This window comes from Actinomyces vulturis (genome assembly GCF_001687305.1).
Classification (GTDB): domain Bacteria; phylum Actinomycetota; class Actinomycetes; order Actinomycetales; family Actinomycetaceae; genus Actinomyces; species Actinomyces vulturis.
In genome coordinates, this window is sequence record NZ_LZRK01000008.1 from 1 (window position 1) to 23,197 (window position 23,197).

Annotated in this window: 34 protein-coding genes and 3 tRNA genes; 1 reads left to right on the forward strand and 36 read right to left on the reverse strand. The window is 48.6% G+C overall.

The genetic code is table 11. From position 1 onward, the window contains the following. The 12 genes from A9753_RS08835 to A9753_RS09680 all read right to left on the reverse strand — a co-directional run. The coding region (locus A9753_RS08835; RefSeq protein ID WP_176702780.1) for a hypothetical protein at positions 1–2,706 on the reverse strand (2,706 nt) is incomplete at its 3' end. Between the two features lie 148 nt (positions 2,707–2,854). Continuing rightward, on the reverse strand, positions 2,855–3,190 hold the full coding sequence (locus tag A9753_RS08840) for a hypothetical protein (RefSeq protein ID WP_067783566.1): 336 nt from the start codon (positions 3,188–3,190) through the stop codon (positions 2,855–2,857). A gap of 19 nt (positions 3,191–3,209) precedes the next feature. Continuing rightward, complete coding sequence (locus A9753_RS08845) at positions 3,210–3,449, reverse strand: hypothetical protein (protein WP_141673390.1); 240 nt, start codon at positions 3,447–3,449, stop codon at positions 3,210–3,212. Next, positions 3,446–3,910 carry a YpsA SLOG family protein gene (locus A9753_RS08850; protein WP_067783571.1) on the reverse strand — a complete coding sequence of 155 codons (465 nt, stop codon included), beginning with the start codon at positions 3,908–3,910 and terminating at the stop codon, positions 3,446–3,448. Before A9753_RS08850 ends, A9753_RS08845 begins: the two co-directional genes overlap by 4 nt. After that, a complete protein-coding gene (locus A9753_RS08855; RefSeq protein ID WP_067783574.1) occupies positions 3,911–4,171 on the reverse strand; it encodes a hypothetical protein in 261 nt (86 codons plus the stop codon). A 345-nt stretch (positions 4,172–4,516) separates the two neighbouring features. Then, a tRNA-Thr gene (locus A9753_RS08860) sits at positions 4,517–4,592 on the reverse strand. A 256-nt stretch (positions 4,593–4,848) separates the two neighbouring features. Beyond that, a tRNA-Thr gene (locus tag A9753_RS08865) sits at positions 4,849–4,922 on the reverse strand. Between the two features lie 163 nt (positions 4,923–5,085). Then, positions 5,086–6,024, reverse strand: a complete 939-nt coding sequence (locus A9753_RS08870) for a radical SAM protein (protein ID WP_067783577.1) — start codon at positions 6,022–6,024, stop codon at positions 5,086–5,088. A gap of 11 nt (positions 6,025–6,035) precedes the next feature. Then, on the reverse strand, positions 6,036–6,185 hold the full coding sequence (locus A9753_RS09485) for a dihydrofolate reductase (protein ID WP_083090452.1): 150 nt from the start codon (positions 6,183–6,185) through the stop codon (positions 6,036–6,038). Positions 6,186–6,206: 21 nt separating this feature from the next. Then, positions 6,207–6,279, reverse strand: a tRNA-Arg gene (locus A9753_RS08875). Between the two features lie 171 nt (positions 6,280–6,450). After that, positions 6,451–6,786 carry a DUF4313 domain-containing protein gene (locus tag A9753_RS08880; protein ID WP_067783580.1) on the reverse strand — a complete coding sequence of 112 codons (336 nt, stop codon included), beginning with the start codon at positions 6,784–6,786 and terminating at the stop codon, positions 6,451–6,453. Then, positions 6,783–7,115 carry a hypothetical protein gene (locus A9753_RS09680; RefSeq protein ID WP_067783584.1) on the reverse strand — a complete coding sequence of 111 codons (333 nt, stop codon included), beginning with the start codon at positions 7,113–7,115 and terminating at the stop codon, positions 6,783–6,785. The genes A9753_RS08880 and A9753_RS09680 overlap by 4 nt, the downstream gene beginning before the upstream one ends. Before the next feature lie 147 nt (positions 7,116–7,262). Here A9753_RS09680 and A9753_RS09875 point away from each other — a divergent pair, with 147 nt between their 5' ends. Further along, on the forward strand, positions 7,263–7,472 hold the full coding sequence (locus A9753_RS09875) for a hypothetical protein (RefSeq protein WP_067783587.1): 210 nt from the start codon (positions 7,263–7,265) through the stop codon (positions 7,470–7,472). An 89-nt stretch (positions 7,473–7,561) separates the two neighbouring features. On the opposite strand, the gene A9753_RS08895 is transcribed toward A9753_RS09875, so the two are convergent. The 24 genes from A9753_RS08895 to A9753_RS09005 all read right to left on the reverse strand — a co-directional run bounded on the left by A9753_RS08895 (position 7,562) and on the right by A9753_RS09005 (position 23,197). Then, on the reverse strand, positions 7,562–8,005 hold the full coding sequence (locus A9753_RS08895) for a hypothetical protein (RefSeq protein WP_067783590.1): 444 nt from the start codon (positions 8,003–8,005) through the stop codon (positions 7,562–7,564). A 53-nt stretch (positions 8,006–8,058) separates the two neighbouring features. After that, a complete protein-coding gene (locus tag A9753_RS08900; RefSeq protein ID WP_067783593.1) occupies positions 8,059–9,018 on the reverse strand; it encodes a hypothetical protein in 960 nt (319 codons plus the stop codon). 33 nt (positions 9,019–9,051) lie between these two features. Then, a complete protein-coding gene (locus A9753_RS08905; protein ID WP_176702781.1) occupies positions 9,052–9,870 on the reverse strand; it encodes a DNA adenine methylase in 819 nt (272 codons plus the stop codon). A 27-nt stretch (positions 9,871–9,897) separates the two neighbouring features. Further along, positions 9,898–10,473 (reverse strand): DUF6939 family protein, encoded by a 576-nt coding sequence (locus tag A9753_RS08910; protein WP_067783599.1) that lies wholly within the window; start codon positions 10,471–10,473, stop codon positions 9,898–9,900. Between the two features lie 40 nt (positions 10,474–10,513). After that, positions 10,514–11,044: an ImmA/IrrE family metallo-endopeptidase gene (locus A9753_RS08915; RefSeq protein WP_067783602.1), complete on the reverse strand. Its 531-nt coding sequence runs from the start codon at positions 11,042–11,044 to the stop codon at positions 10,514–10,516. Continuing rightward, entirely contained in the window at positions 11,038–11,691 is a 654-nt protein-coding gene (locus tag A9753_RS08920; protein ID WP_067783605.1) for a hypothetical protein, read from the reverse strand. The genes A9753_RS08915 and A9753_RS08920 overlap by 7 nt, the downstream gene beginning before the upstream one ends. 22 nt (positions 11,692–11,713) lie before the next feature. After that, entirely contained in the window at positions 11,714–12,247 is a 534-nt protein-coding gene (locus A9753_RS08925; protein ID WP_067783608.1) for a HEAT repeat domain-containing protein, read from the reverse strand. Beyond that, a complete protein-coding gene (locus tag A9753_RS08930; RefSeq protein WP_067783611.1) occupies positions 12,240–12,554 on the reverse strand; it encodes a hypothetical protein in 315 nt (104 codons plus the stop codon). Before A9753_RS08930 ends, A9753_RS08925 begins: the two co-directional genes overlap by 8 nt. A 77-nt stretch (positions 12,555–12,631) precedes the next feature. Next, a complete protein-coding gene (locus tag A9753_RS08935; RefSeq protein ID WP_067783613.1) occupies positions 12,632–13,399 on the reverse strand; it encodes a hypothetical protein in 768 nt (255 codons plus the stop codon). Continuing rightward, positions 13,399–13,971, reverse strand: a complete 573-nt coding sequence (locus A9753_RS08940; protein ID WP_067783617.1) for a hypothetical protein — start codon at positions 13,969–13,971, stop codon at positions 13,399–13,401. The genes A9753_RS08935 and A9753_RS08940 overlap by 1 nt, the downstream gene beginning before the upstream one ends. Positions 13,972–13,989: 18 nt before the next feature. Then, on the reverse strand, positions 13,990–14,691 hold the full coding sequence (locus A9753_RS08945; protein WP_067783620.1) for an LPXTG cell wall anchor domain-containing protein: 702 nt from the start codon (positions 14,689–14,691) through the stop codon (positions 13,990–13,992). Beyond that, positions 14,681–15,130 carry a signal peptidase I gene (locus A9753_RS08950; RefSeq protein WP_083090454.1) on the reverse strand — a complete coding sequence of 150 codons (450 nt, stop codon included), beginning with the start codon at positions 15,128–15,130 and terminating at the stop codon, positions 14,681–14,683. Before A9753_RS08950 ends, A9753_RS08945 begins: the two co-directional genes overlap by 11 nt. Then, positions 15,127–15,795 (reverse strand): hypothetical protein, encoded by a 669-nt coding sequence (locus A9753_RS08955; protein WP_067783626.1) that lies wholly within the window; start codon positions 15,793–15,795, stop codon positions 15,127–15,129. Before A9753_RS08955 ends, A9753_RS08950 begins: the two co-directional genes overlap by 4 nt. 70 nt (positions 15,796–15,865) lie before the next feature. Next, positions 15,866–16,063 (reverse strand): hypothetical protein, encoded by a 198-nt coding sequence (locus A9753_RS08960; protein WP_067783629.1) that lies wholly within the window; start codon positions 16,061–16,063, stop codon positions 15,866–15,868. After that, entirely contained in the window at positions 16,056–16,592 is a 537-nt protein-coding gene (locus tag A9753_RS08965) for a hypothetical protein (protein ID WP_067783632.1), read from the reverse strand. The genes A9753_RS08960 and A9753_RS08965 overlap by 8 nt, the downstream gene beginning before the upstream one ends. Beyond that, entirely contained in the window at positions 16,589–17,425 is an 837-nt protein-coding gene (locus A9753_RS08970) for a HEAT repeat domain-containing protein (protein ID WP_067783635.1), read from the reverse strand. The genes A9753_RS08965 and A9753_RS08970 overlap by 4 nt, the downstream gene beginning before the upstream one ends. Continuing rightward, on the reverse strand, positions 17,409–18,167 hold the full coding sequence (locus tag A9753_RS08975) for a hypothetical protein (RefSeq protein WP_141673398.1): 759 nt from the start codon (positions 18,165–18,167) through the stop codon (positions 17,409–17,411). Before A9753_RS08975 ends, A9753_RS08970 begins: the two co-directional genes overlap by 17 nt. Positions 18,168–18,258: 91 nt before the next feature. Continuing rightward, entirely contained in the window at positions 18,259–18,999 is a 741-nt protein-coding gene (locus A9753_RS08980) for a hypothetical protein (RefSeq protein WP_067783640.1), read from the reverse strand. After that, positions 18,996–19,904, reverse strand: coding sequence for a HEAT repeat domain-containing protein (locus tag A9753_RS08985; RefSeq protein WP_067783642.1), 909 nt, complete (start codon positions 19,902–19,904; stop codon positions 18,996–18,998). The genes A9753_RS08980 and A9753_RS08985 overlap by 4 nt, the downstream gene beginning before the upstream one ends. 39 nt (positions 19,905–19,943) lie before the next feature. Beyond that, positions 19,944–20,927 (reverse strand): DUF7007 domain-containing protein, encoded by a 984-nt coding sequence (locus A9753_RS08990; protein WP_067783646.1) that lies wholly within the window; start codon positions 20,925–20,927, stop codon positions 19,944–19,946. Next, the gene (locus A9753_RS08995) at positions 20,911–21,633 is read right to left on the reverse strand and encodes a HEAT repeat domain-containing protein (RefSeq protein WP_067783649.1); all 723 of its coding nucleotides are present in this window, start codon (positions 21,631–21,633) and stop codon (positions 20,911–20,913) included. Before A9753_RS08995 ends, A9753_RS08990 begins: the two co-directional genes overlap by 17 nt. Before the next feature lie 19 nt (positions 21,634–21,652). Continuing rightward, positions 21,653–22,153, reverse strand: a complete 501-nt coding sequence (locus A9753_RS09000) for a HEAT repeat domain-containing protein (protein WP_067783652.1) — start codon at positions 22,151–22,153, stop codon at positions 21,653–21,655. An 18-nt stretch (positions 22,154–22,171) separates the two neighbouring features. Beyond that, complete coding sequence (locus tag A9753_RS09880; RefSeq protein ID WP_176702782.1) at positions 22,172–22,330, reverse strand: hypothetical protein; 159 nt, start codon at positions 22,328–22,330, stop codon at positions 22,172–22,174. A 150-nt stretch (positions 22,331–22,480) separates the two neighbouring features. Then, a complete protein-coding gene (locus A9753_RS09005) occupies positions 22,481–23,197 on the reverse strand; it encodes a hypothetical protein (protein ID WP_067783655.1) in 717 nt (238 codons plus the stop codon).

The following is a 23,197-nucleotide window of genomic DNA, read 5'->3' on the forward strand; positions in this document are numbered from 1 at the left end:
TCCGGAGGTGGTGTTGCCAAATCTCATGGTCCAGCCGATGTCTGTTCCTGAGAATTCAAGGGTGTTGAGGCTGGCTTTAGCCTGAATAACCGACTGGATCTGTCGAATAGGAATCGTTATGACAGAGGTGTTATTGGATGCTCGGTTATTTTTTAAGCCACCACGCGTTTCTGTCCAGTTCGGGTTATACGTTGTTGAAATAGAAACCTGGTCTTTGGCTGTTGCGTAGTTAGGCACAGAGATTCTGGTTTTAATCTCAACCCAATCAAAATTACCTTTCTTTGATAAAATCCCTCGTCCACCATTGTCGTCGTTACGAGGGTTATATTCTTCAAACATAGATGGCTTAGTGGTTCCACTAATAATCCAGCCATGTATATCATCGTCAGTGCAAGCAAGCTCATCTGGACCGAAATCAGGCTTTTCTACCGAAGTGACCTCTACACGATCATCGGTGATTTCTGCTTTCTCGGCACAAGAAGATATTTTCATGTTAAATGATCCTGATGGATCGGTAAGAAGATTTTTATCCGGCTCATTGAGCCGAGAGTTTTGTGAAGAGACTTCAAAGCGGAAAATCGATCCATTGTATTCTTTCGATGCGCCAGCAATAATAGACTCTTTCTTATCTGGCCACCCAGAGATGCCGAAAGTAGGTGGTTCAATCCTGTGTGATGCATGAGATGTACCAATCGCTGTGTAACTACCATCATTTTGATAGCCAGTTAACCAGCGGTCATCGATTTCGTAGTAGTCCTTTTCAGAGAAGTTGTAGTGACTTGGTTCAAGACCTGTGGTGGGGATACCCACAACACCAACAATCTGATTAGAACTCACCCAACTCTTTTCTCCTGTAACGATAATCTTGGCTACATTAGAGTCAGACTTGATTTCGTTAGACCACTGAATGTTTTCATCAGTAACTATTGCAAGGCGAGCATCAAGATTTTTCTTGTCGTCATGACGAGATTCTGCCGATTCATTGGGTAACTGTCCCTCCATAGAGGGGTATTTCAAATTGGCATGCCCATATTGAATGGTAAACGGAACATCAACCAGATCACCGTTAGCCGATTCACGCCAAAGAACCCGCGCTTGGCGGTCTGCGTCAAACTTTTGATCATTATCAATGATTTCGTAAAACACTGGCTCGGCAGTTGTTAGTTGTGAATGAACCTTTGTTGTAGACCAGTATTTTGTTGATGGTGAACCAACAAGTTGTTGTCCGAAGTCTCCCTGTTCTTCAATACCGCCACTTTTTACGTTGACATTAAAAACAGGATCATCATTGTTTGGATATTCATTCTTTTTTACTGGACCATTGCCTAGATCAAAATGATATGGACGGATAGACCAGTCATTGTTGTTGTTGTCCATAAAATGCCATTGACTGTAATACGGACTTGTTTTTTCAACAGAACCAGTATTTTTGGTCAAAAAGTCATGTGGTTGACCAGCACCAGGCTGCTTGAAGTTTGCACCATACATGTTCATGTAGGGGCCACCATCATGTACTGAAGTACGGTCTTCTTTGATGTGAGCCTTTAAAACAATGTCTGGTGTTTCTTCAAGAGTTGATTTGGGGACAAATACTTTGAAAATAAAAGGTGTGTTGTAAAAAAAGAAGTCGTCTGTGGGTGATGGTGTGTTATATTTCCCGGCGTGCCCATTGATAGCATAATTTATTCCTGCTTTGTAATGAACGATATTCCCTTCGACAGAAACATTATTATCGTCGGGGATAAGAGCAGCCCCCTTGGGAGGATCTAAAAGTTCAACGTCAGTATCGTATTGAAGCGTTGCTCTTTTGTAATCAAACTTGCTTTGAATATAAAGAACACCATAAGTAAAAATCATCCCATCTTCGCCATTGTACGAGTAGGGGCGAGGTTTATCTCTACCACCGTTGATATATCCAAAAATAACAGGATCAATAAAAGGTGCGTCAACAACAAGGGTTTTGGGTGTCTTTAATGTTGACTCAGAGGTTGCGTTGGCGAGTTTCCATTCTGTTGAAACGTACCTATTAGCAGGAACTAAATCCACTCTGCCGCTATTATTTTCTGCGAGGCTAAATGTTCCTGCAAGTGATTGCTCTGATGCAGGAATAGTGATCGTACAGGTGGAACTCCCCCCTTCACCGAAAGACCTTTTGACAGTAGCGCCGGGGATAACACCGATGTCACAGAACTGACTAAATTTTTCTCCATCGACAGCATCCGCGCCATGTTTTCTTAATCCTCTATTGCCTACAAGATCGCGAGATGACTCTTCGTAGCCAGGAAGCGCTTCTGGATAGGAGTTCTGAGTAAAGGAAAAGGTTCGTTCAATATCACTCGGCGTAATTGAGTAAGAAATCTTGTAAAGATTGCTTGATTGTACGCAAGCAATACCGTCGAGAGGACCGTTGTCACCAACGGGGAATCCGTTATCAGAATTGATGAAACAGTGTTCGTCTCCCTCTCCCCAGTTACCGTCATAAGTCTTTTCGATTGAAAAGGTAATACCGTCATCTGTTTGAATTTGTCCCAATACTCCTTTTGATGGAACCTCAATATCAGGGATCGATCCGTATCCAGGGCCTTCTGAAAGTGCTTGTGTTTCTAGGACAGTATTCGATGCTGCTATTGTCGCAGGAAGCGGAGCAAGCACAAGGCCAATGCTTGCTATGACTACTACCTTAGAAAGAGTTTTTCTTACTAGCATAGAGTGCCTTTCTTTTTTATTAGCCCGCAAAGTTCTACTAGGTGTAGTCAAAATAAAACAGAAAAAATCGATCCCTTATTAGAAAACCTAATAGGGGATCGATTTCTGGTCTATCTATCTTCTTTTATAGGCAAGGTCTTTACGGCACTTAGTTTCCGATCAGCAACTCGATCAACTGTTCGTTGCTTAATGCCATAGTTTCTGTGTCTTCGTTCGACACAAACATCGTTTCAATGTTGCGCGAAGCGTAATTGATCTTCATGACCACTTTCGTCCACGCCTTGTTTGTGACCATCCACAGCACGCGCAGCTGTTCAAAAGCAACGTCATCAACGTTGAATGGTGCATCAATTTCGGTGATGTCTTCGTTGACTGTGCAGACGACGGTGAACTCATCATCGCTTTGTGCACTGCCGACCAAAAAGAGAGCAAACAGTCCAGTAATCTCATTGAGGAGCGGGGTGGATTCAAGAGTTTGTTTCATGATCAAGTCTTTACTTTTGTCAGAAAATGTTGAACTGATTTTCAACCAGAATGTCTTCGTATTGCTCTCGCTGAGCAATCCCTTCACAGGTGAAAGCCACGGGGGCAAGGTCGTCGGTGTTGAGATAGTGCAACTCGTTTTGAGCCTGTTGAATGACGGCGGCAATCTCTTGTTCGCTATACCGAGACAAGATCTCTTTTGCTTGAGTGAACACATAGAGTTGCCCAAGCCAGTATTGCTCATTGTTTGACGTACTCATGATTCACTTATGGTCGTGAACACCTGATCAAGCAGGTCTTTTGTTCGCCCGTAGATTCCAGGAGACTCACTTTGCCTGTCACCGGCCACATTGAGATCCATAGGTGTTTTCAGACTGCGCAGCCACGTGACAATCACGCTTCGATCAACGTCGCTAGGAACAATCAGACATGGCTTGTCTAGCAACTGGCATAGTTGGGCGGTAAGCAGTGTGCCAGGTGAGTCATTGTCACTGATAATCAATGTGAAATCGCTGTAGACCACGTTGAGCGTAGTGCGCACGTTGGGGTCGCTAGAGGGCGTTTTTGTCAGCGTCGGATAGTGTTTGGTTAGATCGTCAATGTCTTCTGCCCATCCGCCAGCGGGGGTGAAGCCACACACGGCGATACCATGCTTTATGGCGCAATCGAGTGCCGCCCGATCTACACCAGACTGTCCCCCGCTGCGAATGGCTGCAAACATTCACCCCACCTGCTCGTAGATTTCAAAAATGTTGTCAGGCAGAATGTCGTCATTCATCATGAGGCCAATCAGGTCTTTGACCTGACGTTTTGTTGGCTGCTTGCCACGCCAACACACGGTTCCGTTGCGCTCGACTGTGGCCGGACCGATTGCGTATTCACGAGTGGATCGGTTGTAGACGGCCTTGATCTCGTAGAGTGCTTGGACGTTGGCGACGATCTTTGTGCGCTTGTTCGCTGGCACGTTGTAGACGAAAATCATGATGGTTTCCTTATTTTTTTAAAACGGATAGACACTGTGCCAGGTTCGGTTCTATCCAGATCCCACGTTTAGCCACGTGTGCAACCTCTATGTGACGCTTTTCAGCAGTCAAGATCGCGCGGGGTGCGGGGCTTTCACCCGCTCTCACCACCTGCGTGCTTCCACATACACCATGAAGCCGGATTTGAACCGGCACCTCAAAGCGGTGAGTGCCGTCGAGCGGCCCCCGTGCCTTTGTGCAGAATCGAACTGCATTGTTTTTAAGCACCATGCTTCAGCAAAGGCGGATTGTTGATCCATCACATATATGGTCGGATCGGTTTTCTACTGGAGCATTTGTTTCAGTGGAGCCACCTAGAGGGTTTGAACCTCTGACCTGCCGACTACGAAACGGCTGCTCTACCAACTGAGCTAAGGTGGCAGGCACGAAGTAAGACAGGTTGCAACACTGCGTTTACTTCGTGGTTCTGGTTCTTCAAAACCATACCTGATAGTCGGCCAAGACTTCAGTGCTAAGGCTGGGCTACGTACCCAAGATACCGACAGTTCACACCTGGCTAGTATTCTCCAACCACTGACAGGGCCTCATTTCATCGCAGTCATGAGAGAACTGCTGGCAAATACTTATTTCTCCCTGTAGATCGGCTAAATCTACATTGTTTGCCAGTTTAAACCAGAGCCACCTATCGGACTCGAACCGATGACCTGCCGATTACAAAACGGCTGCTCTAACCAACTGAGCTAAGGTGGCATGTCGCGTAAGTGCTGAGCCTTGCCACAGGCCCAGCCTTTGATCACCCGACGACTTACGCTTCACCGGGAAGAGGTAATCACCGATGGTGCTGATGCAACGGCGAACAAATGAAAGCCCATCCAGCCTTCACTGTCATATATGGTCGGATAGTTTTTACTAACTAACTAGCGTGAATAATCGGCAAGTTGTGTCCGACAGAGGGGCGCACCTTATCAGGGTTGTTGCGCATCCACTCCTGGACATAATGCAACTGCCCACATCCACCGCCAATGTCGTCTTGACCGGCAGGATTGAAAACACGAGTAGTGAAGCCTGCTTCATCCATTTTGGCGCTGAAGGCACTGGTGAGTTCGCGCTGACGATCATGAGCAGCCTTCATGGTTTCATCGCGCTCACAGATCACACTGATTGTTGCGCGCCAGATGTCAGGGTTGAACAACTTTGCCAGACGTTTAACGTCTTCGGCAGTGTCGTTGCCTTCATGGACACAGTAGTTGAAGAATGGTGGGCGAGACGTGAGTTCATGAAAACGTTCCCCACGCTGAGCAATCTGTTCCAAAGTCAACTTGCGCTTGAACGGAATCAGTTCATCACGAGCCTGGTCAGTAGATTCATGCACAGAGAACTGTAAACCCACAGTGTCAATACGCTGAGCCACATCGAAGAAAGCATCGTAAGAAACATTGGGGCCAGAAGTGGAGACAAGAAGGGCTGCATGAGGATACTTCTCATGCAATTGCTCGATGGCTTCCACCAGACGCTTCTGGTTGAGCATTGGCTCCCCCATGGACATGAACATGATCTGAAGATTTTCAATGTCGGTTACACCGTGCTCCTTTTCGATCAAGTCAAGAAGGTAGACGCTTTGAGACACGATTTCCTCAGTAGTCAGATTGCGAGCAAAGTTGTCACCAGCCCCGCAGAAGCGACAACCTACAGGGCAACCGCTCTGTGTGGAGCAGCAAATGACAGTGCGAACGTCATAAGTCGGATAACGATAGAGCACAGACTCAGCCACGGCATTATCTGTTGAGAAAACGAACTTTTCGACATTGCCTTCGCTAGAAACTAAGCGTTCGATGTTATCCCAGGTGTTCATTTTTATTCCTTTCAAAAAGCGATCTGGTGGCCCATGATGACGGGCTTGCCCATAGTCAGTTCTTTGAACCGTTTCAAATCTTTTGGGCAATCCCAAGGCAAAGCACCATCCACGCCAATGACACCATTGATGTCTTGTGCCCACATGAGCGTGACCTGCATGACTGTGCCTTTCTTTTATCGTGCCCCCGGCGGGACTCGAACCCGCAACACCCGGATTAGAAGGCCGGTGCTCTATCCTTTGAGCTACGAAGGCGTGTGTTTGCGTAAGTGTCAGACCTTGCATCAGATCTGACCTTTGATAACCCGACGGCTTACGCTCCACCGGGAGAAAGGAGTGAGGGAAATCCCCAGGCCAACGTTGCTGAGGCATTGGCCCCGAAAGCCATGACAACCAGCTTTCACTGACATATATGGTCGGAAAGTTTTAGTAGTCCTCCATGCCAGGCATTGCATCCAAAACATTTGGTAAAAACTCCATGACCGGATATGCGCAAAAACCGCTGCGTGCGATCAATCCGGTGGACACAGCAATCTTGTTGTCAATGAGCCACTGTTCAATACTTTCGCCAAGATTGTTGGTGTCAATACATGCCTGACGGTCAGACAAAATCGGCGCATCTTCGATGTTTTTTGTCAGATTGCCAAACAACCCCTCGCCATCTAAAAACATGAAAACTGCCAAGCGACCGTTAGAGACATAGGTTGTTTTGGCGAGAGTCACCGTATAAATTCCCGAGCCGAATGGGAGACATACTTTCATTCGTCCTCCAGTGCAATCAGAAGCCCTGTCGTTGTCATGTCGTATGCGGTAGCAACGATCTTGCATTTCAGCGCATCATCGTCTGATTGATCAGATTCGCTCGCATTGAAGACGATGTATTGCCCTGGTTGATGCAACGCCTTGTATGCCGAGTCTTTTGCAGCATCAACAATCGTTTCAATGTTCGCTTCATTGTTGTTGGTGAACTTTTCGTAGAACGCCGCCGAAGTGACAACAGGGAATGACTCAGGGCCAACGCTGACATTGCCGAGCGCATACGCATCTCCAAACTCAATAAGATCGGACCAACCAACAAAAACTGTTTCCATGCCTTACTTATGGTCGGGAATCTGCTGGGCAGCGAACATTTTGGGCAGCCAGGCGCAGCTCACGAGACGGCTCATCTAGTCATCGTTGAATTAGCCCCAAACACAAAACGGATACTGGAAAGCCAGGCATAACAGCAGATGAACACCATGACCGCACAGAACATGCCAATGGATGCATACGCAACGTTTTTTGGGTGTCCAAGTGCAATCCAGGTCAGCGCAGCGTGCGCAAACTCTGTGCAGGCTTTCAACTGTAAAAAAGATATGACGGTTGAAAACAAGAAAAACATCATCGAGTACAGCAGGCGTTCAAGACTCATTTTTCACACCGATCCTGTGCGCCGTATAGAGGCATAAAACCAAAGCGAAAATGTTGAAGTAGGCAAATGATGTACTGCTCGATGTGATCAGCATGGTCACGGACACAAAGGCGCAGAAAACAATGATCAGCCCTGCCACAGTGACAGCCCAATCGTCATATTCATGGTGTAGCGCAAGTGTTCCAGCATTTTTTCAAACGCTTTGTTGTCAGTGACGCTCTCATAAAATAAGGCCACAGTTTCGCAGAGGTTAGCCACACATGTCATTGCGGCGAAACGTTGATCATTGTTGATGTTATGCCAAACCAGGTAGTTCTCCTGGTCATTGAAGCGCAGCGACGTAAAAGGCTTGCCTGCACTAGCGCAGACACTCTGATGAAAAACGTCTAGTTCTCGCGCGGCTCTGAGTGCAAAATCTTCACTCCTGTCACCACTGGCATGTTTAGCCATCAATGACGTGTAGGCAATCCACGAAGCAACCACTTGATTGTTGACATTCGGGATTCCTACGTCTTTGCGAACATCGAGGTGGTACAAGCCTTGTACTTTTTTGGTAGGAATGTTGGTCATGCTCAATATATGGTCGTAAAAACAAAAGCACCCCGTTCAGAGGTGCTTTTGTTTCACTTTTTGGCTGCGTTCAGTGCCGCATTCCAAAGATCGTCTGCGTTTTGTGGGTACTGCTTGAGCATGGCACACACACGGTCGCGCCCGTCTTCGTCCAGTCCAGATCCAAACGGTGCAAACAGTGCTGCTGTACCCTCGTCGTCTTCTGCTCGCTCCCAGGTGTCTACTGCGCCCAGAACACCACCTGGATATTCATTCATGATCGAGCGGCATTGAACAACAACACGTTGGTTGTAAGAGGCGCGTTGAACACGCGGAGCATTAGACATGCTTGCTAGTGCATCCCAAACCTCCAACTTGGCTTTCTCTTTTTGGCCAGAGTTGAGCAAATGGTTGGCTCGTCCCATCTCAGAATTTTGGTCTTCACCCTCGAAAGAGTCAGACGAAGTGAAGGCGTTAATACCTTCAACCATTGATCCGTCTTCACGAATAATGGTTCCCATTTGAGCCATTCGTGCCTTTTCCAGCAAGTTTTTGCTTGGGCGGTGGTTGGGATCATGCCAGGTCTGACGCACGTAGTCGGCCAATTCTTGATGTTCTTGGCTTGAAAGTTTGCGTCCCAACTCTTCTTCTCGCAAAGCCTTCTCTTCAGAAATGATTGTCATCGCTTTGCGGTCAGTGGGGTTTAAGTTCAAATGTCCAGATGAGCGTGACACTGCGCGCTTGACTGCTGTCGTCAGCACCGGCCTGGGTACTCCCCCACGATCTTTATAACTGGTCCAAAGGTCGGCAATGACGTTAGAAACAACGTCATCGTAGTCAAACGCGTTCTTAAAAACGCCCTGCCGGTTCATCTCATAGTGAGTCAGTTTTTGAACATGCGGAAGAATCTCATCGAACTGAATCTCTTGAGGTGTGTTCAGGCTGACTACAGGCGCGCCAGCCTTCTTGAAATCGAATTTGCCGTCGCGTGCGCGGTTGACCTTGGACTCATCGAAGTTGCTCTCTTTGCTCATGCCACCTACTAGGTGGCTCGGAGCGCAAACAGATTAGTTAGAGATCAGCACTTCTCTTGTCATGTATTGACCACGAGTTCTGGCAGAGATTTTTCTACGAACGTCAACAGTTTCAATGGTGAACCCTGCATAGAGGTCACGGACAATCTCGGTGTCAGAGTTTGACTGAACAAACTTTATTCCGCGACCATCTAGTTCTAAACACAGGTTTCTCAGTTCAGTGTGCTGCTTTAGACCAAACTCTCCGGGTTGATAGCCCACAAAACTTTCGCTCGCGCTGAGCGGCACATAGGGCGGATCTAGATAGACGAATGAGTTTTCTGGTGCACGCTTAATCGCTCGAACATAGTCCATACATTCGAGTTGTACGTCTTGATCCAGTTGTTTGCTGCATTGGCGAAGCAGACTGGCATTAAACAACTCTCGTTTCTCGTTGTGGTTATACGAGACGTTGCACTGGCCAGCACGATTGGTTCGATACAAGCCACAGTAGCCACGGCGGTTGATGTACATAAACCGCGCTGCGCGTTCTAAGTTGCTCAGTGATGCAAATGCTTGATCGTCTCTATCCAGGTTGCGGATAGCGTAGTAGAACTCTTGACAACTGCGTTGGCTGTACTCAGTTAACAGGTCAATCAGATTGTCCAGGTCGTCTCGCACAACACGAAACGTATTGATCAGTTCAGTGTTAATGTCACTGAGCAGAGCGTTGTTCAGGCCGTTTCTAAAAAAGACTGCGCCGCTACCAACAAAAGGCTCAACGTATGTTTGTGTGTTTTGAGGAATCATTGCACCGATACGCGGTGCTAACTGAGTTTTAGATCCAGGCCATAGCAAAAACTGTTTGTTCACGCCCATCTACTAGGCGCACAAGTTTGCTCACAGGCTGAGAAAAGACTCGTCTTCTATCGCCTGGGCCAAGACAAAAGAGTGCCCCATGATTCTGTCAGCATTGTTCACCACGTCAGCAAAACTCATGCCAAGTGCCTTGTGGTCATATCCGTCAAAATCAACGAGAGCAATGTCCATGTTTTTTATGGCGCGCCGGGTGCTCACAACAATCTCCATACTGCGCTCATTGTTGCTTAATGCTTGCAGATAGAGCGGAATATAGATCTGTTTGCGAGCCTCAATGTAGGAGAGTTTTTCACCATTGAAAAGGCTGTAGGCCACCTTGCCACGCTGACCATGGCGGATCGCCTTATGAGAGGCGAACATGAACCGCTGGTAGTCAAAAAACTCATCCGTTGGCTCGCCATTGTCGTCCAGCATGTGCTCATAGACCTTGCACCCCTGGTAGGCATTCTCCATACGAATGGACTTGCTACCGTCTGGCAAACAAACAGGTCCAAGATAGAACGGTGAAAGATACTGACCATATTGCCCACGGCTGGTGACATCGAAACGTCTGAAACCGTCGGGCAGAGCTTGAGAATACTTCAGCACTCTCAACATGAGATCCTGGCTTCTTTCTTGTCAAGAATAAACAAGTCAATCATTCGCCGTCTATTCCTAAAGTTTTGGATAAAAGCGTCTTGTTGAAGTTTTCGATGAGACGCTTTCGATATAAAGCATCGACCCTTCTCACACCAAAAAAGTCAGCAATCTCCTGTGTTTTCATACCTTTTTCAACCATGAGGTTGAACTGCCACCTGGGCATGAGCAGGGCCATGCTGAAAACGTGAGCGAAGTACTCATGCACACTTTGGCCTTTTTCTATGCGGTCGGGCGAATGGCATTCAAAAGAGTACCTGTGAGAAAAATCAGTAACCTCTCGCTCTTTCACGTGCCCAAGACCATGAGAAACCATGAGACGGCGTTCAACTGGCGTGAGTTTTTCGGACACAACGATGCACGGGTAGCGGTCATGAAGTTTCAGGGTGTAGGAAACTTCTTCTGGACCTGACAAAGCCACGCCAATGTTGAGTTTCTGCGCAATCTGGAATGGGTCGATGGCCTGAATAGGTATCTCCATATCACGACGTAGACTGTCTGCTGCGATTTCTGCGGCTTCAAAAGTCAGCATGTGTAATCAACACCTTCGCGCGCATAGATTTCTTTAGCGTCAGCAACACTTTGCGTTGCGATAGCAACAATCTGGTCACTGAACTCTTCATGGTTGCGGCAAATGATTTGCGCTGCCCCCAGCTGGCGCGCTACACGCTTGAGAAAAATGGTTGGCAAGTCACCAAACTGTTCGATCAACACCTCATCGTTTTCAGCGTATGAGTCCACAGTTTTTTGCATGACTTTAGGCATGTAGTGATAGCGACGCTCAGCCTTAGCGCGAACCTTGCAGGAACGGTCAGCAAGAAGCAGAGCCAGTTGTGCCTCATTGACGTTTTGAACAATCATGGTGCGCACCTTGCGATTGAGCGAACCAAGAGCCAACCACAAGGCTTGATCGCGTAAAAGCGGCGCTAGATTCTCATCTACATCTTTCAGATTCATCGTCAAATAGAGAGCCTGATATTTACCAGGCATGTTTTTTAGGCAAGCAATCGGATCGCGCTCAAAAAGAAGTGGCCACATACGTTCGTTTTGAGCAAGAACACAAACTTGCTCATCACTGAGTGTGTCAATCAGTTCATTAATTGCAGTGTCTGTACCAAAAGGTTCAACTCCCACGGCTTTAGCCGCGTTGTAAGCCAGATGTTCGTTAGCGGTTTCCATGCCTTATTCATGGTCGGATGAACTACGGCGAAACTGAAGAATTCGCCGTTTTATCGCCATGGTCGGACAAAAGTTCCTGCACGACATTGCCGCCGTACCGAGCAACACATGTACGAACCCACTCATCTTCGTCGTCAACTAAAAACATGCGCTGCTCATCGTTGCCACATACGGCAACTTCTGCTCGCACGATATAACTGTCGTCTTCGAGCAAAACCCACCGCTGGTTTTCATTGCCATAGGTGGCAACATTGAGCCTGACACGCTCATCTGGGTCATCAAGAAGTTGCTGGCGCTGCCTATCGTTTCCATAGCGTGCCACAGCAAAACGCACATTCACGCTCTTGTCATGAACAAGTTTGTCTCGGTGATGGGCATTGCCGTGCTGAGCGATAGCACTACGAACCTTGTCACTTACATCATCAATCAAAGCGTTACGCATTTTTGTACTGCCATAGACGGCAACAGCAGCGCGAACATTCTCATCCTTATGCTCCATCAGTAGAGCCTTTTGCTTAGCTCCGCCGATAGCGGCAACAAAACGTAAGTCATTCATTGCTCAGCACCAGAGCCATGTCATGTGCGGTAACGCGAGAATCTTTATCGACGGCAATCATGGATTCATCAAATGCATCCACCTGCGCCCCCTGATTGGCAAAAACTCGCCCACGGTTAATGGCTCGCCCTTTGCCACCATTGAGAGTAATCAGCGAATCATTTGCGACAGTCACCATGGAAGCCGGATTGTTAAACACCAGGTGCTCGCTGCTGTCCACAACAATGTCATGCCCTTTGGCTAAAGCATCGTTTGCCTCGTGTTGGGTGTGAACAATGGTTCCGTAATTACAGGAGTAGTCGATCATGTCTTATTTATGGTCGTAAAAACACGACAGCCCCAGACTTTTGCCTGGGGCTGTCGTGTTGATGGACCCATCAACCATCACTCGCTACTACACGCACCAGGGGTAGGTGTAGACAGACGAGAAGTAAAAGGTGTAACCGAAACCGCTGGCTGCTCAAGTTTTTTCGCTAACTCACTGTAATCAACAGTGATCGTATGAAAATCAGTTGTCCATGAATCAGACGCGCTGATTTCCATTGGTTCACCATCTTCGCCAGTTGTGGTGGCGTTGACCGTACCAACGTTGGTGTATGTACCATTTTCGCCGGTTTCACTGGGCAAAGTGGCCACCATACAATAGAGAGAAGTTTTCTTTCCGCCTGTGGCATCAGAGTCGGTGAGTTTGCCACCCTGATCGATCAGTTTCTCCACATTGGCCACTGAACATTCTTCACCTTCTGGCAACCAGCCCGTGTGAACCTGTGCCCCTTCGACACCTTCAAAGAAGTCTTTGAAAGCTTGAGAGTCAACAATAACGTTTGTTGAACGATGTGGTGTAGATGAACCAGTGAAACTGATTGGAACCGCCAACTCGTGAGAGCCTGTGGTCAACTGGGAGATTTGTTCGGCAGTTAACGTGCCCTGGGTGGTGGTGTAGGTGTGCGTGAAGTTTTCACTTTGCACTGACTCCCCCGTTGCTCCCTCAATTCCTGTCAATGGTGTTTCGACAGTAATGGAGGTTCGAGCCAGGCTTGCGCCAGCACCAGGATCGAGAGCAGTGTCATGCCAAAAAGCCGACGCTGTGCCACTCAATCCGGCACTTGCAACGGCGGCAAGTGCAAAAATTCCTGTCATGCGCTTGTTCATTACTTGGCCTCCTGATCCAGTGCAACGGTAAACGACAACGCTGGGGTGTCACGCACCTGATCAGAGTCATCGAAATCGCCATAGGTGCTTTCGACAATGACAGTGAACTGGGTACTGCCTGGCTTAATGCCAGTAACGTTCAGTTCAGTGCCAATCGGACTGGGACCAGCAAGAATTTCACCGGTAGATGAAGCCAAAGCGATGGTAGATGCGGCTTGTTCTGCGCCACCAGTAGAGTTCACCGTGAGTTTGCCGGTGATGGTTGTGCCCTCCAACTCCACGTTGAATACGGCCTTGCCTTCAACAATGTCACCAGGGGCAATAGGCGTGGTGAACTTCCCGCCCTCAACATGCAAATCATGAATAGGTTCACGGTCGCATGTCATCTCACGCCAGGAAATCACATTCTTTTCGCTCAAGTCGAGAGTTCCAGATTGCAATGTGATTGCCGGAATAGAGGCGGTGTCACGCCATGCGGAGTAGGCACGCTGCGTGCCCACACCAGCAAGTGATCCAACACCTACTGCACCAAACAAGCCTAAGAAAAGGGCGTTACGTCGTGTAAGTTCCATTTGTTATACTCCCCTTCCTTATTCGGAGTCGTTCTTACGGCGCGACAGCATAAAACCCGCACCGGCAACAGATGCGGCACCGGCAATGCCCAGCAAAGAGAGTGCGTCTGCGCCCGTCTTTGCCAGCGACTTCTTGGGCTGTCCGTCGATACGAACAAGCAGATCGACGTGGGCTTGACGGCTACCTGGTGTGTACTCGTTGGGTTTGTATTCCGAAGTAGTGGCGTTAGAGCCAGCGCGGTTGCCAGACTCATCTTCGAAGGCAAAAACAGCGTTAAGCGTGTAGTCGGCAACTTCACCTGGCGCAATCTTTCGAGAGTCGATTTCTACGCCCTCATATCCACCAATGTCTTTTGCCTGCTCGATCCAGTTGTTCACGCTCTTGTCGTTGATTTTCAGATCGGTGAACCAGGGGTCTTCCTGGCTGTCAGGTGAGGTGGTTTCAGGTTTGAGAAGGTACACGTGCATGGTTCCGGCACTAGAGCCAGAGTTTTTTACATGCGCAATACCGCTCACCTCATCCCCTGGAACCACCATGATCGGCTTATCCGGGTCGCCACCAGGTGAGCGCAGAACCACCGGAATAACAACCTCATGGGTGTATGGGCCGTCCTGGGTGGAAACATCTACGCTCACCCCATCGGCCAGCGCTGTTGGTGCGATAGATACACCAACAACACCTAACGCAAGCGCGCTAAGCGCATTTCGCCTAGTCAACATCGTCTTGTTTTCCTTGTTTTGTTGAAAAAATGATGGGTAAGAGGGCCATACACATCGCACCGACAATGACTGCCGTCTTATGGATCAGTACGTACCCCATGAAAGGTAAACGTGGCCCAAACATGACTCCTGTAATGTGGTCGTAAGAGAAAGAAACATCATTAGCTCCGTTCGCATCTCCACGTGTGGTCACTAAAGAACCCAAATCCACGACACGATGAGCAATACTGACTCCTTCAGCGTTGGTGTAAGTGATCACATCACCCACATGGACTGATGAAGGGTGCGTCAAAATTGCATCCCCGGCATGGAACGTTGGAACCATGGAGTCAGAAAGAATCGTGACCGTATGAACGTCCAGCAGTGGGAATAGGACGGTCAGCGTGACCAACACGCATAGAACACCTACCCCCACCCGCTGAATAATTCTCAAAATCACTGACCGAGCACCTGATCGAGTTGTACGAGTGTTTCGTCAATGACGGCGGTGGTTTTCACACGCGTCTGCTCAGGTGTTTCAGGATCGAAAAAGGCAGTAATGACTGCGGTGTAGTCGGCAGTACCGTCGATTTCTGGGGTGATGAACTCACTCTTAGGTTTCAGAGCAATCGGGTCAGTTGCAGTGGAAGCACCATAGACTTCCTTGCCACTGCGATCAACAACGCTCAGGCTCACGTCCACACCCTTGTCCGATGTACCAGGATCGCCTGCGGAAAGTTCCTGCTCAGCGCCCTCGTGGGAAACCACGGGGTTGCCCTTCAAAAGATCACCATTGCCAGAACCGAGAGTCTGAGACAACTTTGCCTTCAATGTGTCACCATCAAGACCAACATCCAGACCATACTTGCCCACGATCTTGTCACCGGGAACCATCTTGAAGGTGGACAGGTCAATCTTTTGGGGGGAGTCAGGGTCATTGATCAAGAACCATTCACCCTCGCCAACAACGGCCACGTCCAAGTTACCGGAGGTGATTGTTGCGCCAGGAATCTTAACCTCATCGTGCCAGGCAGAAAATGCGCCAGAAGAACCAGCAAGAATTGTCAGGCCACCAAGGCCAAGCACACCTGCACCGGCAAGAACATTACGTCGAGTCGTTTCCATGGGTTTATGTCTCCTAAAGTGGTGAGGAATATCGACACCACCTACTAGTGGACGAGACATGTCAGTGAGCTTATACGTCGTCATTTGACGCGTATTCTTGCGCCCACTCGCGCACAGATTCACTGTCGTCATTGAGCAAGATTTTGAGTTGTCTTTCATTGGCGTTAAGCGCACAAGCACTACGCACCATCGGATCTGGGTCCCGCATAAGGTGTTCACGCGTTTCATCGCGCTGGCGGTTGACCTTGGATTCGTCGAAGTTACTCAAAATATTCACCTGCTTCAAAAGCGCGTTCCTCAAAAACGTTTTCCCACAACTGCCTGCTTGCTTGACGGTCAAGACGCATACGAGCCTTAGCTGAGCCAAAATGTCCTTTCATTTCGGCTTTTTCACTGTAAGGATCGAATTCAACGTCAATACAAGGGCCACCACCGGAATAGTTGATCGATACGGGTCTGCCGATCTTGAAAACTGTGTATTCGCCTTCCAAATTGTCATAAGCACTATACTCATCAGCAAACATGTCACTGTCTTGATCCCGCATTTGCTCGCGATCCTCGTCGTTTGCATGGCAGTAGGCTAGGTTTTGGTAAATGTAGTCACGGGTCGCTTTCATCGCGTTTTCAAGCCTGGTGTTGAGTTCTTCTTGACTATCACGAGACTTAAAAACGATTGGTGTCTCGTCGTAGCCAAAAATAGTGCGATCTTCCAGGCTCGCAGCCGGTGCACCAGCACTCTTAAAACCGAATTTTCCATCGCGCTGGCGGTTGACCTTGGATTCGTCAAAGTTACTCATTTTCTGTTCAGATCCTCGATAGTGCTACGAAGTAGCCATGACGGGTTGTTGGCAAGCATGTGGTTGCGATGCTGTTTGTTGCCATACTTGGCAACTGCGTTTTTCACCATGTAGTCAGGGTCGTCCACCAGTTCCCAGCGCAACTCATCGCTCCCTCGCTGAGCAACAACGCTGCGAACGGCAGCGTTGTCATCGGTACTCAGGTAACTGAGAACTTCTTCGTCACCGTATTTGGCACACTCATAACGCACGGTGTGATCGGGAGACTGAGCGCACTCGAACAGTTCGCTCTTGTCTGCATTCTCGAAGTTAAAAGTCTTGCTATGTAGGCGCTCGTAGACGCTCGCACTACGTCTAACCGACTCATCTTTGTCATTTTCCAGTCTGGCGAGCAGATCCATGTTTTTCGTATTTCTAGCCACGCTGGAACGAACGTAAGGCTCTTTATCTTTGGCAAGATACTGAAGCAGGCGCTCATCGGCGTTGTAGGCGCACGCTCCGCGCACAATCTTGTTTTCGTGATCGAAAAGACGATTCACCTGAGAACTGTTGCCGTTTTTAGCAACGGCACTGAGCACAGATACATCGGTGTCGCTCATGAGCATTTCACGGTGAACGTCTTTGCCATGGACAGCAACTTCATAACGCACAGCGGCATCAGGATAGGTGGCGTAGACGGCCATTTGTTCATCGCCACAATCGCGCACTTTGTCGGCGTGATCTTCGAAACTGTTTCCTAGTGCGTCAAGTGAAGCGGCAGGTCGTCCAGCGGCCTTGAAGCCAAACTTGCCGTCAGACTGCCGGTTTACCTTGGACTCATCGAAGTTGCTCATGAGTTCTCCTGTGCGGAAAAGCAAAAAAGTCTGATGTGAGCGCGTCAGCAATTTTTTCTACGTAGAAACCTTCTTCACGAAGAAGGTCCATGTCATAGAAGCAGCAATTGTCGAGGGCCTTTTCGACAATTTTTTCATTAGTTGTTTTACGGACGATTTTCGCGCAAAACTCACTGGGGAAAAATGGCATTGATTCGATTACGGCTTCGTCGTTGGCTATCTGATCAAGCATTTGTTCCAGAATCTTTTCTGGCGCGTGTGCGTAGGCAAATCCGCGCACCGAAGCATCTTCGTCGTCAAGCAAAATACGTAGTTGCCTAGTATTCGCCCTCGCAGTGCACGCATGGCGCACACAACTAGATGGGTCATTGATCAATGCATCGCGCTGAGCGTCGTTGCATTTTTGTGCAACAGCCGAACGTACTTTCTCGCTAGGGTGGCTCAGAAGAATAGAGCGGTGAGTCTCATTGCACGCAAAAGCCACATTGCGCATGACTTTCTCAACGTCGTAGTGATTGTCAATTAAGTATTGGCGGTGAGAGTCTGTGCCGTAGAGAGCAACTTGAGAAAGAACTTTGGGAATACCGCTTTTAAGCAGCGCAGTTCGGTGTTCGTCGTTGCCACGTTCAGCAATGCAACAAAGCACCTCTGAATGCTTAGAGCTCAGCAAGGCAATGCGGTCATCGTCATCGCCACTGTAGGCCAGTTTTATCTCTTCTTTTTTGCTCAGCATGATCGCCAATCTTTTTTTTGCCAATCGGATGCTTTATTGATAGTCGGAGAAGCAAAAACAGAAGCCACGTCTTTGCTAGTTGAGACGTGGCTTTTGCTTGTCAGTTCATAGCGCCGAGACGAATTTTCGCTCCATTACTGACTATGGGAATATCGCAACGGGAAAGATGCTCGACAACTGAGCGGTCTTTAGTGGCGGCAAGAACATTGGAAAGAACTCTAGGGTCGGTGTCGTTCATGAGTTGTTTCTTTAGGTTCTCTCCCCCACGCATTGCAATGATCGCTCTAACACGCTGATCTTTGTCGGTGACGAGCATGTTCATAGTTTCTTCATTGTTCGTGAACTTTGCGACGCTGTGGCGCACAAGATAGTGCTCATCTTTTGCTAGCTCACTGCGCAGTTCTTCGTCTGCCCCTTCTCCGGCGCAGGCTTCTCGAACCGATGGTTCTTTGTCATTTTTGAAAGCACGCTTGACTTCCACCCCACCGTCAAAAACAGCCGTGTAACGCACAAAGATAGACGGGTCATTGACAAACATTTTGCGCTGCGCGTCTGTACCAAAAGAAGCGACTGTGGAGCGCACGCTGGGGTGTTCGTCATGAATCAGCATGTCACGGTCTGTGTCCGATCCGTACTGAGCAGCAACCTTGCGCACCTGTGGATTGTTGCACGCAACAAGCGGAGCAAAATCGGTAATCTCGCCACTCTTGGCCTTCTTTTCCAGGTTCTCTGGGCTTTCACCTGAAAGGTCTGAAAGGCTTGCCGTAGGCACACCAGCACTCTTGAAACCAAACTTGCCGTCGCGCTGACGGTTGACCTTGGACTCATCAAAGTTGCTCATAGTCCACGTACTTCCCTATTGATTTCTACATTCCTGCGAACATCTTTGCTCTCGTCGTTAGCCAACTTTTCAAGAAGTTTCTGGTCAGACGTTTTGAGCGCAACGCCAGATCGGACATTGCTGGAAGGATCGTCTGAAAGTTCCTGGTGAATACTTAGATCTTTGGTCTGTCTGGCCACGCTCTCACGCACAAACTCGTCCGGATCGTTTTTCAGATGCTCATGCACTGCTGGGTTATTGCACGTTGCAGCCGCTCTGCGCAAAACGCTGTCTGGCGAGTTGGCAAAACCGACCCGAATGTTTTCAGAGACGCTGCAAGCCAGAGAGTAGCGAACAGACTCATCCCTCTCTTTTCCTATGTATTTAGTGCGCAACTGGTCAGTGATTTTGTCTGAGAAAGCCGCAGATTCTCTGACCTTCTCATTGCCATTAGTAAAAAGGTAGTCGTAATCGTCTTCGGTGAGATAGTCGTTGTAAATCGCTAAATATCTCAGTTCCTCTTGGCTAAGACCACCAATGACTTTGCTGGGATAAAAAGTTACACCGAGAGCGCGTTTGCGTGCCCCTGGATCACCACTACAAACGACATGGTGGGCATACTTGTTGTAGTCACACAGCGGTTTAAGGTCTTCAATGTTGCCACCTTTGAGCAGTTCGTCAACAACCTCGTCTCTTTCGTATTCGTCAACAAGATAGAGACTTTCTGCTACGGCGCGACGAACAGACGGATCTGTGCTGCCACTGTATTCTTCGATCAAGTCCTCGTTCTCGGAAAACTTTTCCACATACTCGTTGTATAGCCCCTCATCAAACGACGAAAGGCTCGCAGCAGGCTTGCCAGCGCTTTTGAAGCCGAATTTGCCGTCGCGCTGACGGTTGACCTTGGACTCATCAAAGTTGCTCATACACTCATCTGTGCGGAGAAAGCGCATGAGCACTTTGGACTACTTGCCCTTTTCTCCACCCAGACACTTAAACAACTCAGCGTTGATTTCGTAGCAGTCGTAGTGGTTGTTGCCATCGGCAGGCAGTTTGAGCAAATAGTGGTTTTTGCCGTTATCGGTGTAATGCTGCACGCCAGCAAACATGCCACTCTCGATACCTTCTTCGAAGGTGATGATTTCACCGCCTTCAGTACGGATACGTTTGTTCAACTCTTTTTTCAGCCGTCGATGTCCGGCTGGTGTTTGAGGCTGACGCACCAACTTCACTGGCTCATAGGGCTGGATCTGCTTTGCTTTCTCTTCGCGGTCAGCCGTGTAGTCCAGGTCTTCGATCACAGACTCTGGCGGAATAGAAACGACATTGCCCTTGTCGTTGAGTTCAGCCTTGTCTGGGTCAAAGGTGAGTTTATGGCGGTGTCCGTTTTCAGAGTAGGCGGTGATAAATGCGCGCCCCTGATCGTCATGAAGATAGGGCTGTGGTCTGCCCAACTCAGGAGAAAAATGGCCTTTGGCAAAGTTGTTTTCTTTGAACAGTCGGCGGTCTTTTTCGTAAGACTCACCTGGTGGGATCGTTTTACCAGTGAGTTGTTCATACTTGTCTGGGTAGTAGTTTTTCATGCCCTTTTCAGCGATCTGGCAAACTTCATCGCTGCTGTAGTCCTTGCTGCCCATCTCATTGCCATAAACGAAGGCAACCTTATTCCATTCACAGTCTTCTTCGTAGATCCCGCCCTTTTGCCGCAGGCAACTGGGCATGGCTGCGTTACGCTCAGCACTGAGTTTGATACCGCCATGTGAAGCGGTGAAGAACTGCTCGATACCAGGAGCCAGGGTTTCCACATGCTGAACCTTGCCAAAAGGCGTATTGGAGCCGGTATGCAGCATTGGCTGGCAATCAAGAGAAATCTGCGGCGCACCGGCAGATTTGAAACCGAATTTGCCGTCACGCTCGCGGTTGACTTTGGACTCATCGAAGTTGCTCACGATTCATCTCCCTGTTTACTACGCAAATTCGTTCGAGTGCTTCTCTGGCGATTCCATTGTTTCTTTCGCGCGCACACTGTTGAAGTACTTGGATGTTACGAGACCTTCTAGCAACAACCATTCTCACGTCATCGTCAGGATCGTTGGCGTAATAGTCAACGTCAGATTCGTTGCACTTCCAGGCAACAGATTTTCTTACCTTTGGACTAGGATCGTCTTTCAGCGTTTGAAGAAACTCAGGTTCTCCCGTTGCAGCGATACAGGAACGAACCTCGTCATCGTCGCTGTTAATGAGTTCTCGCCTTTCTTGTAACGAAAGCCCGCAACATGCAAAATGGCGTGTAAGAGGATGCTCATTTTCTGATAAAAGCATTTGCTTCAAGATGTCTTTTTCCACAGAAGGATTGCAAGACAGGGCTTGACGAACACCAGTGTCTTCGTCTTTAGACAAGGCTCTCTGATGTTCAACTGGCAGATCTGCTCTTTGTGCATAGCATGAACGAACATTTGGATTGCTATGCGTAAAAGCCAAATCTGGATATTCGCTGGCAATAAACTCTGCCGCTTCGTCGGAAGTCTCGTCGTTACTCAAAATCATGTCAAAGTATTCATCGCGACTAAGGGTAACAACGGGGCCACCGGCTTTTTTGAAGCCAAACTTGCCATCTTTCTGACGGTTAACTTTTGATTCATCGAAGTTGCTCATGGTTTCTCCTTGTAGCGCTCTACTGCTGGGCAGATGTGCGAACATGCTCATTTTCATCGTGCATAAGAGCCTGGCGTTGCTCTGGTGTGCCGAATTTAGCCACGGTTGCGCGAACCATCCAGTCGTCGTTGTCAATGAGAGCCTGGCGCTGCTCGTCATTGCCGTGTTCTGCTATGGCAAGCAAGACATTGATATTGTCATCGTTAATGAGAGCCTCACGTTGCTCGTCAGTTCCATTCTCAGCTACACCACTGCGAACCAATCCATCCTTATCGTTCATGAGAGTTTGACGCTGTTCTTCAGTGCCATATAGGGCCACGGTGTAGCGAACCCACTCGTTTTCGTCATTCATAAGAACCTGACGTTGCTCATCAGTACCATGTTCAGCCATGGCTCGACGGTCACGAATATCCATGGATGAAAGATCATTATCTAAAGACGCTGCTGGCGCACCAGCAGTCTTAAAACCGAATTTGCCGTCGCGCTGACGATTGACCTTGGACTCATCAAAGTTGCTCATACACTCATCTGTGCGGATTCACTCCCCTGACAACATGAAACGCTCATAATCGCTGACAGTTTTAGCGATAGCCCGACGAACGCTTTCGTCTGGGGCGTTGAGAAGTTTGTCACGGAGAGTTTTCGATCCGTTAACTGCTAAAGCAGCACGAACACGTGGACTGTTATCATCAAGCAAAACACTCTTGCTGAGTATTATTGCCGTCTTTGATTAAATGGATTTTCTCAAAGTGGGTCATGTTTTGAAGGCAACTAGCAGGCTCGTCAGCGCACTTAAAACCGAATTTGCCGTCGCGCTGTCGATTGACCTTTGATTCGTCAAAGTTGCTCATCTAAACAACGCCAGCTGTCCTGGTAGCGGCTCGTATTTCTCGCGCTCGCGCAACGTGTCAAGGTCAATGTATGGCTCTTTGGTTTCGTCATAGTTGATGAAAGACGAATCCATATCACCGATCACAGCGGGGTCAATGAAAGGTCCACTGCCAGGATCAACAACCTGATCATCTTTGTTGTGCACCCTAAATCCGTCGGCAATGTAGACACGCTTGCCATCGGGGAATTGGTGTGAAAGGTCAACAGCCTTCTTGTGAGTCAAGAACGATGCCGAATCAACAAACTTGTTGTAGAGCTCGTCGGCTTTCTGCTGGGCTTCTTGAACATCGCAACGAACAGCCTTCTGGGGCGGGGCGTAAAGTTCGTAGTCACAATCATCGTAGTTTTCATCCACACTGAAAACTTCCGGGTGCTTCCACGGGCCACGGCATCGCTGGTAGATGTCTGCATCTGCCCATGATCCGCCTTCGCCCAAATGAACCTTGTTTCCGTACACCTCGAAAGATCGACGATCCGGTACAACCTTGTGTGCCTCTTCAAAGATTCGCCCAGCAAAGGCACGGTTGTTGGCTTTCAGAGCCTTCACGCCAGCGTTCTTGACTGTCTGAATCTCATTGTCGGCATTGAGACGCACAACCGGCGTTCCTGCGATCTTGGCAGCAAACTTGCCGTCTCGTGCTCGGTTGATTTTTGACTCATCAAAATTGCTCAT

Bases quoted from the DNA above. Each gene is read 5' to 3' on its own strand.
- A9753_RS08925 (WP_067783608.1), bottom strand. From the start codon at position 12,247: ATGAATGACTTACGTTTTGTTGCCGCTATCGGCGGAGCTAAGCAAAAG.
- A9753_RS08850 (WP_067783571.1), bottom strand. From the start codon at position 3,910: ATGTTTGCAGCCATTCGCAGCGGGGGACAGTCTGGTGTAGATCGGGCG.
- A9753_RS09000 (WP_067783652.1), bottom strand. From the start codon at position 22,153: ATGAGCAACTTTGATGAGTCCAAGGTCAATCGTCAGCGCGACGGCAAA.
- A9753_RS08840 (WP_067783566.1), bottom strand. From the start codon at position 3,190: ATGAAACAAACTCTTGAATCCACCCCGCTCCTCAATGAGATTACTGGA.
- A9753_RS08930 (WP_067783611.1), bottom strand. From the start codon at position 12,554: ATGATCGACTACTCCTGTAATTACGGAACCATTGTTCACACCCAACAC.
- A9753_RS08900 (WP_067783593.1), bottom strand. From the start codon at position 9,018: ATGAGCAAAGAGAGCAACTTCGATGAGTCCAAGGTCAACCGCGCACGC.
- A9753_RS08940 (WP_067783617.1), bottom strand. From the start codon at position 13,971: ATGGAACTTACACGACGTAACGCCCTTTTCTTAGGCTTGTTTGGTGCA.
- A9753_RS08895 (WP_067783590.1), bottom strand. From the start codon at position 8,005: ATGACCAACATTCCTACCAAAAAAGTACAAGGCTTGTACCACCTCGAT.
- A9753_RS08935 (WP_067783613.1), bottom strand. From the start codon at position 13,399: ATGAACAAGCGCATGACAGGAATTTTTGCACTTGCCGCCGTTGCAAGT.
- A9753_RS08880 (WP_067783580.1), bottom strand. From the start codon at position 6,786: ATGAAAGTATGTCTCCCATTCGGCTCGGGAATTTATACGGTGACTCTC.
- A9753_RS08965 (WP_067783632.1), bottom strand. From the start codon at position 16,592: ATGAGTAACTTTGACGAATCCAAGGTCAACCGCCAGCGCGATGGAAAA.
- A9753_RS08915 (WP_067783602.1), bottom strand. From the start codon at position 11,044: ATGCTGACTTTTGAAGCCGCAGAAATCGCAGCAGACAGTCTACGTCGT.
- A9753_RS08985 (WP_067783642.1), bottom strand. From the start codon at position 19,904: ATGAGCAACTTTGATGAGTCCAAGGTCAACCGTCAGCGCGACGGCAAA.
- A9753_RS09485 (WP_083090452.1), bottom strand. From the start codon at position 6,185: ATGCAGGTCACGCTCATGTGGGCACAAGACATCAATGGTGTCATTGGC.
- A9753_RS08980 (WP_067783640.1), bottom strand. From the start codon at position 18,999: ATGAGCAACTTTGATGAGTCCAAGGTCAACCGTCAGCGCGACGGCAAG.
- A9753_RS08910 (WP_067783599.1), bottom strand. From the start codon at position 10,473: ATGTTGAGAGTGCTGAAGTATTCTCAAGCTCTGCCCGACGGTTTCAGA.
- A9753_RS09875 (WP_067783587.1), top strand. From the start codon at position 7,263: ATGACCGCACAGAACATGCCAATGGATGCATACGCAACGTTTTTTGGG.
- A9753_RS08855 (WP_067783574.1), bottom strand. From the start codon at position 4,171: ATGATTTTCGTCTACAACGTGCCAGCGAACAAGCGCACAAAGATCGTC.
- A9753_RS08955 (WP_067783626.1), bottom strand. From the start codon at position 15,795: ATGGAAACGACTCGACGTAATGTTCTTGCCGGTGCAGGTGTGCTTGGC.
- A9753_RS08970 (WP_067783635.1), bottom strand. From the start codon at position 17,425: ATGAGCAACTTCGATGAGTCCAAGGTAAACCGGCAGTCTGACGGCAAG.
- A9753_RS09680 (WP_067783584.1), bottom strand. From the start codon at position 7,115: ATGGAAACAGTTTTTGTTGGTTGGTCCGATCTTATTGAGTTTGGAGAT.
- A9753_RS08845 (WP_141673390.1), bottom strand. From the start codon at position 3,449: ATGAGTACGTCAAACAATGAGCAATACTGGCTTGGGCAACTCTATGTG.
- A9753_RS08945 (WP_067783620.1), bottom strand. From the start codon at position 14,691: ATGTTGACTAGGCGAAATGCGCTTAGCGCGCTTGCGTTAGGTGTTGTT.
- A9753_RS08995 (WP_067783649.1), bottom strand. From the start codon at position 21,633: ATGAGCAACTTCGATGAATCAAAAGTTAACCGTCAGAAAGATGGCAAG.
- A9753_RS09005 (WP_067783655.1), bottom strand. From the start codon at position 23,197: ATGAGCAATTTTGATGAGTCAAAAATCAACCGAGCACGAGACGGCAAG.
- A9753_RS08870 (WP_067783577.1), bottom strand. From the start codon at position 6,024: ATGAACACCTGGGATAACATCGAACGCTTAGTTTCTAGCGAAGGCAAT.
- A9753_RS08920 (WP_067783605.1), bottom strand. From the start codon at position 11,691: ATGGAAACCGCTAACGAACATCTGGCTTACAACGCGGCTAAAGCCGTG.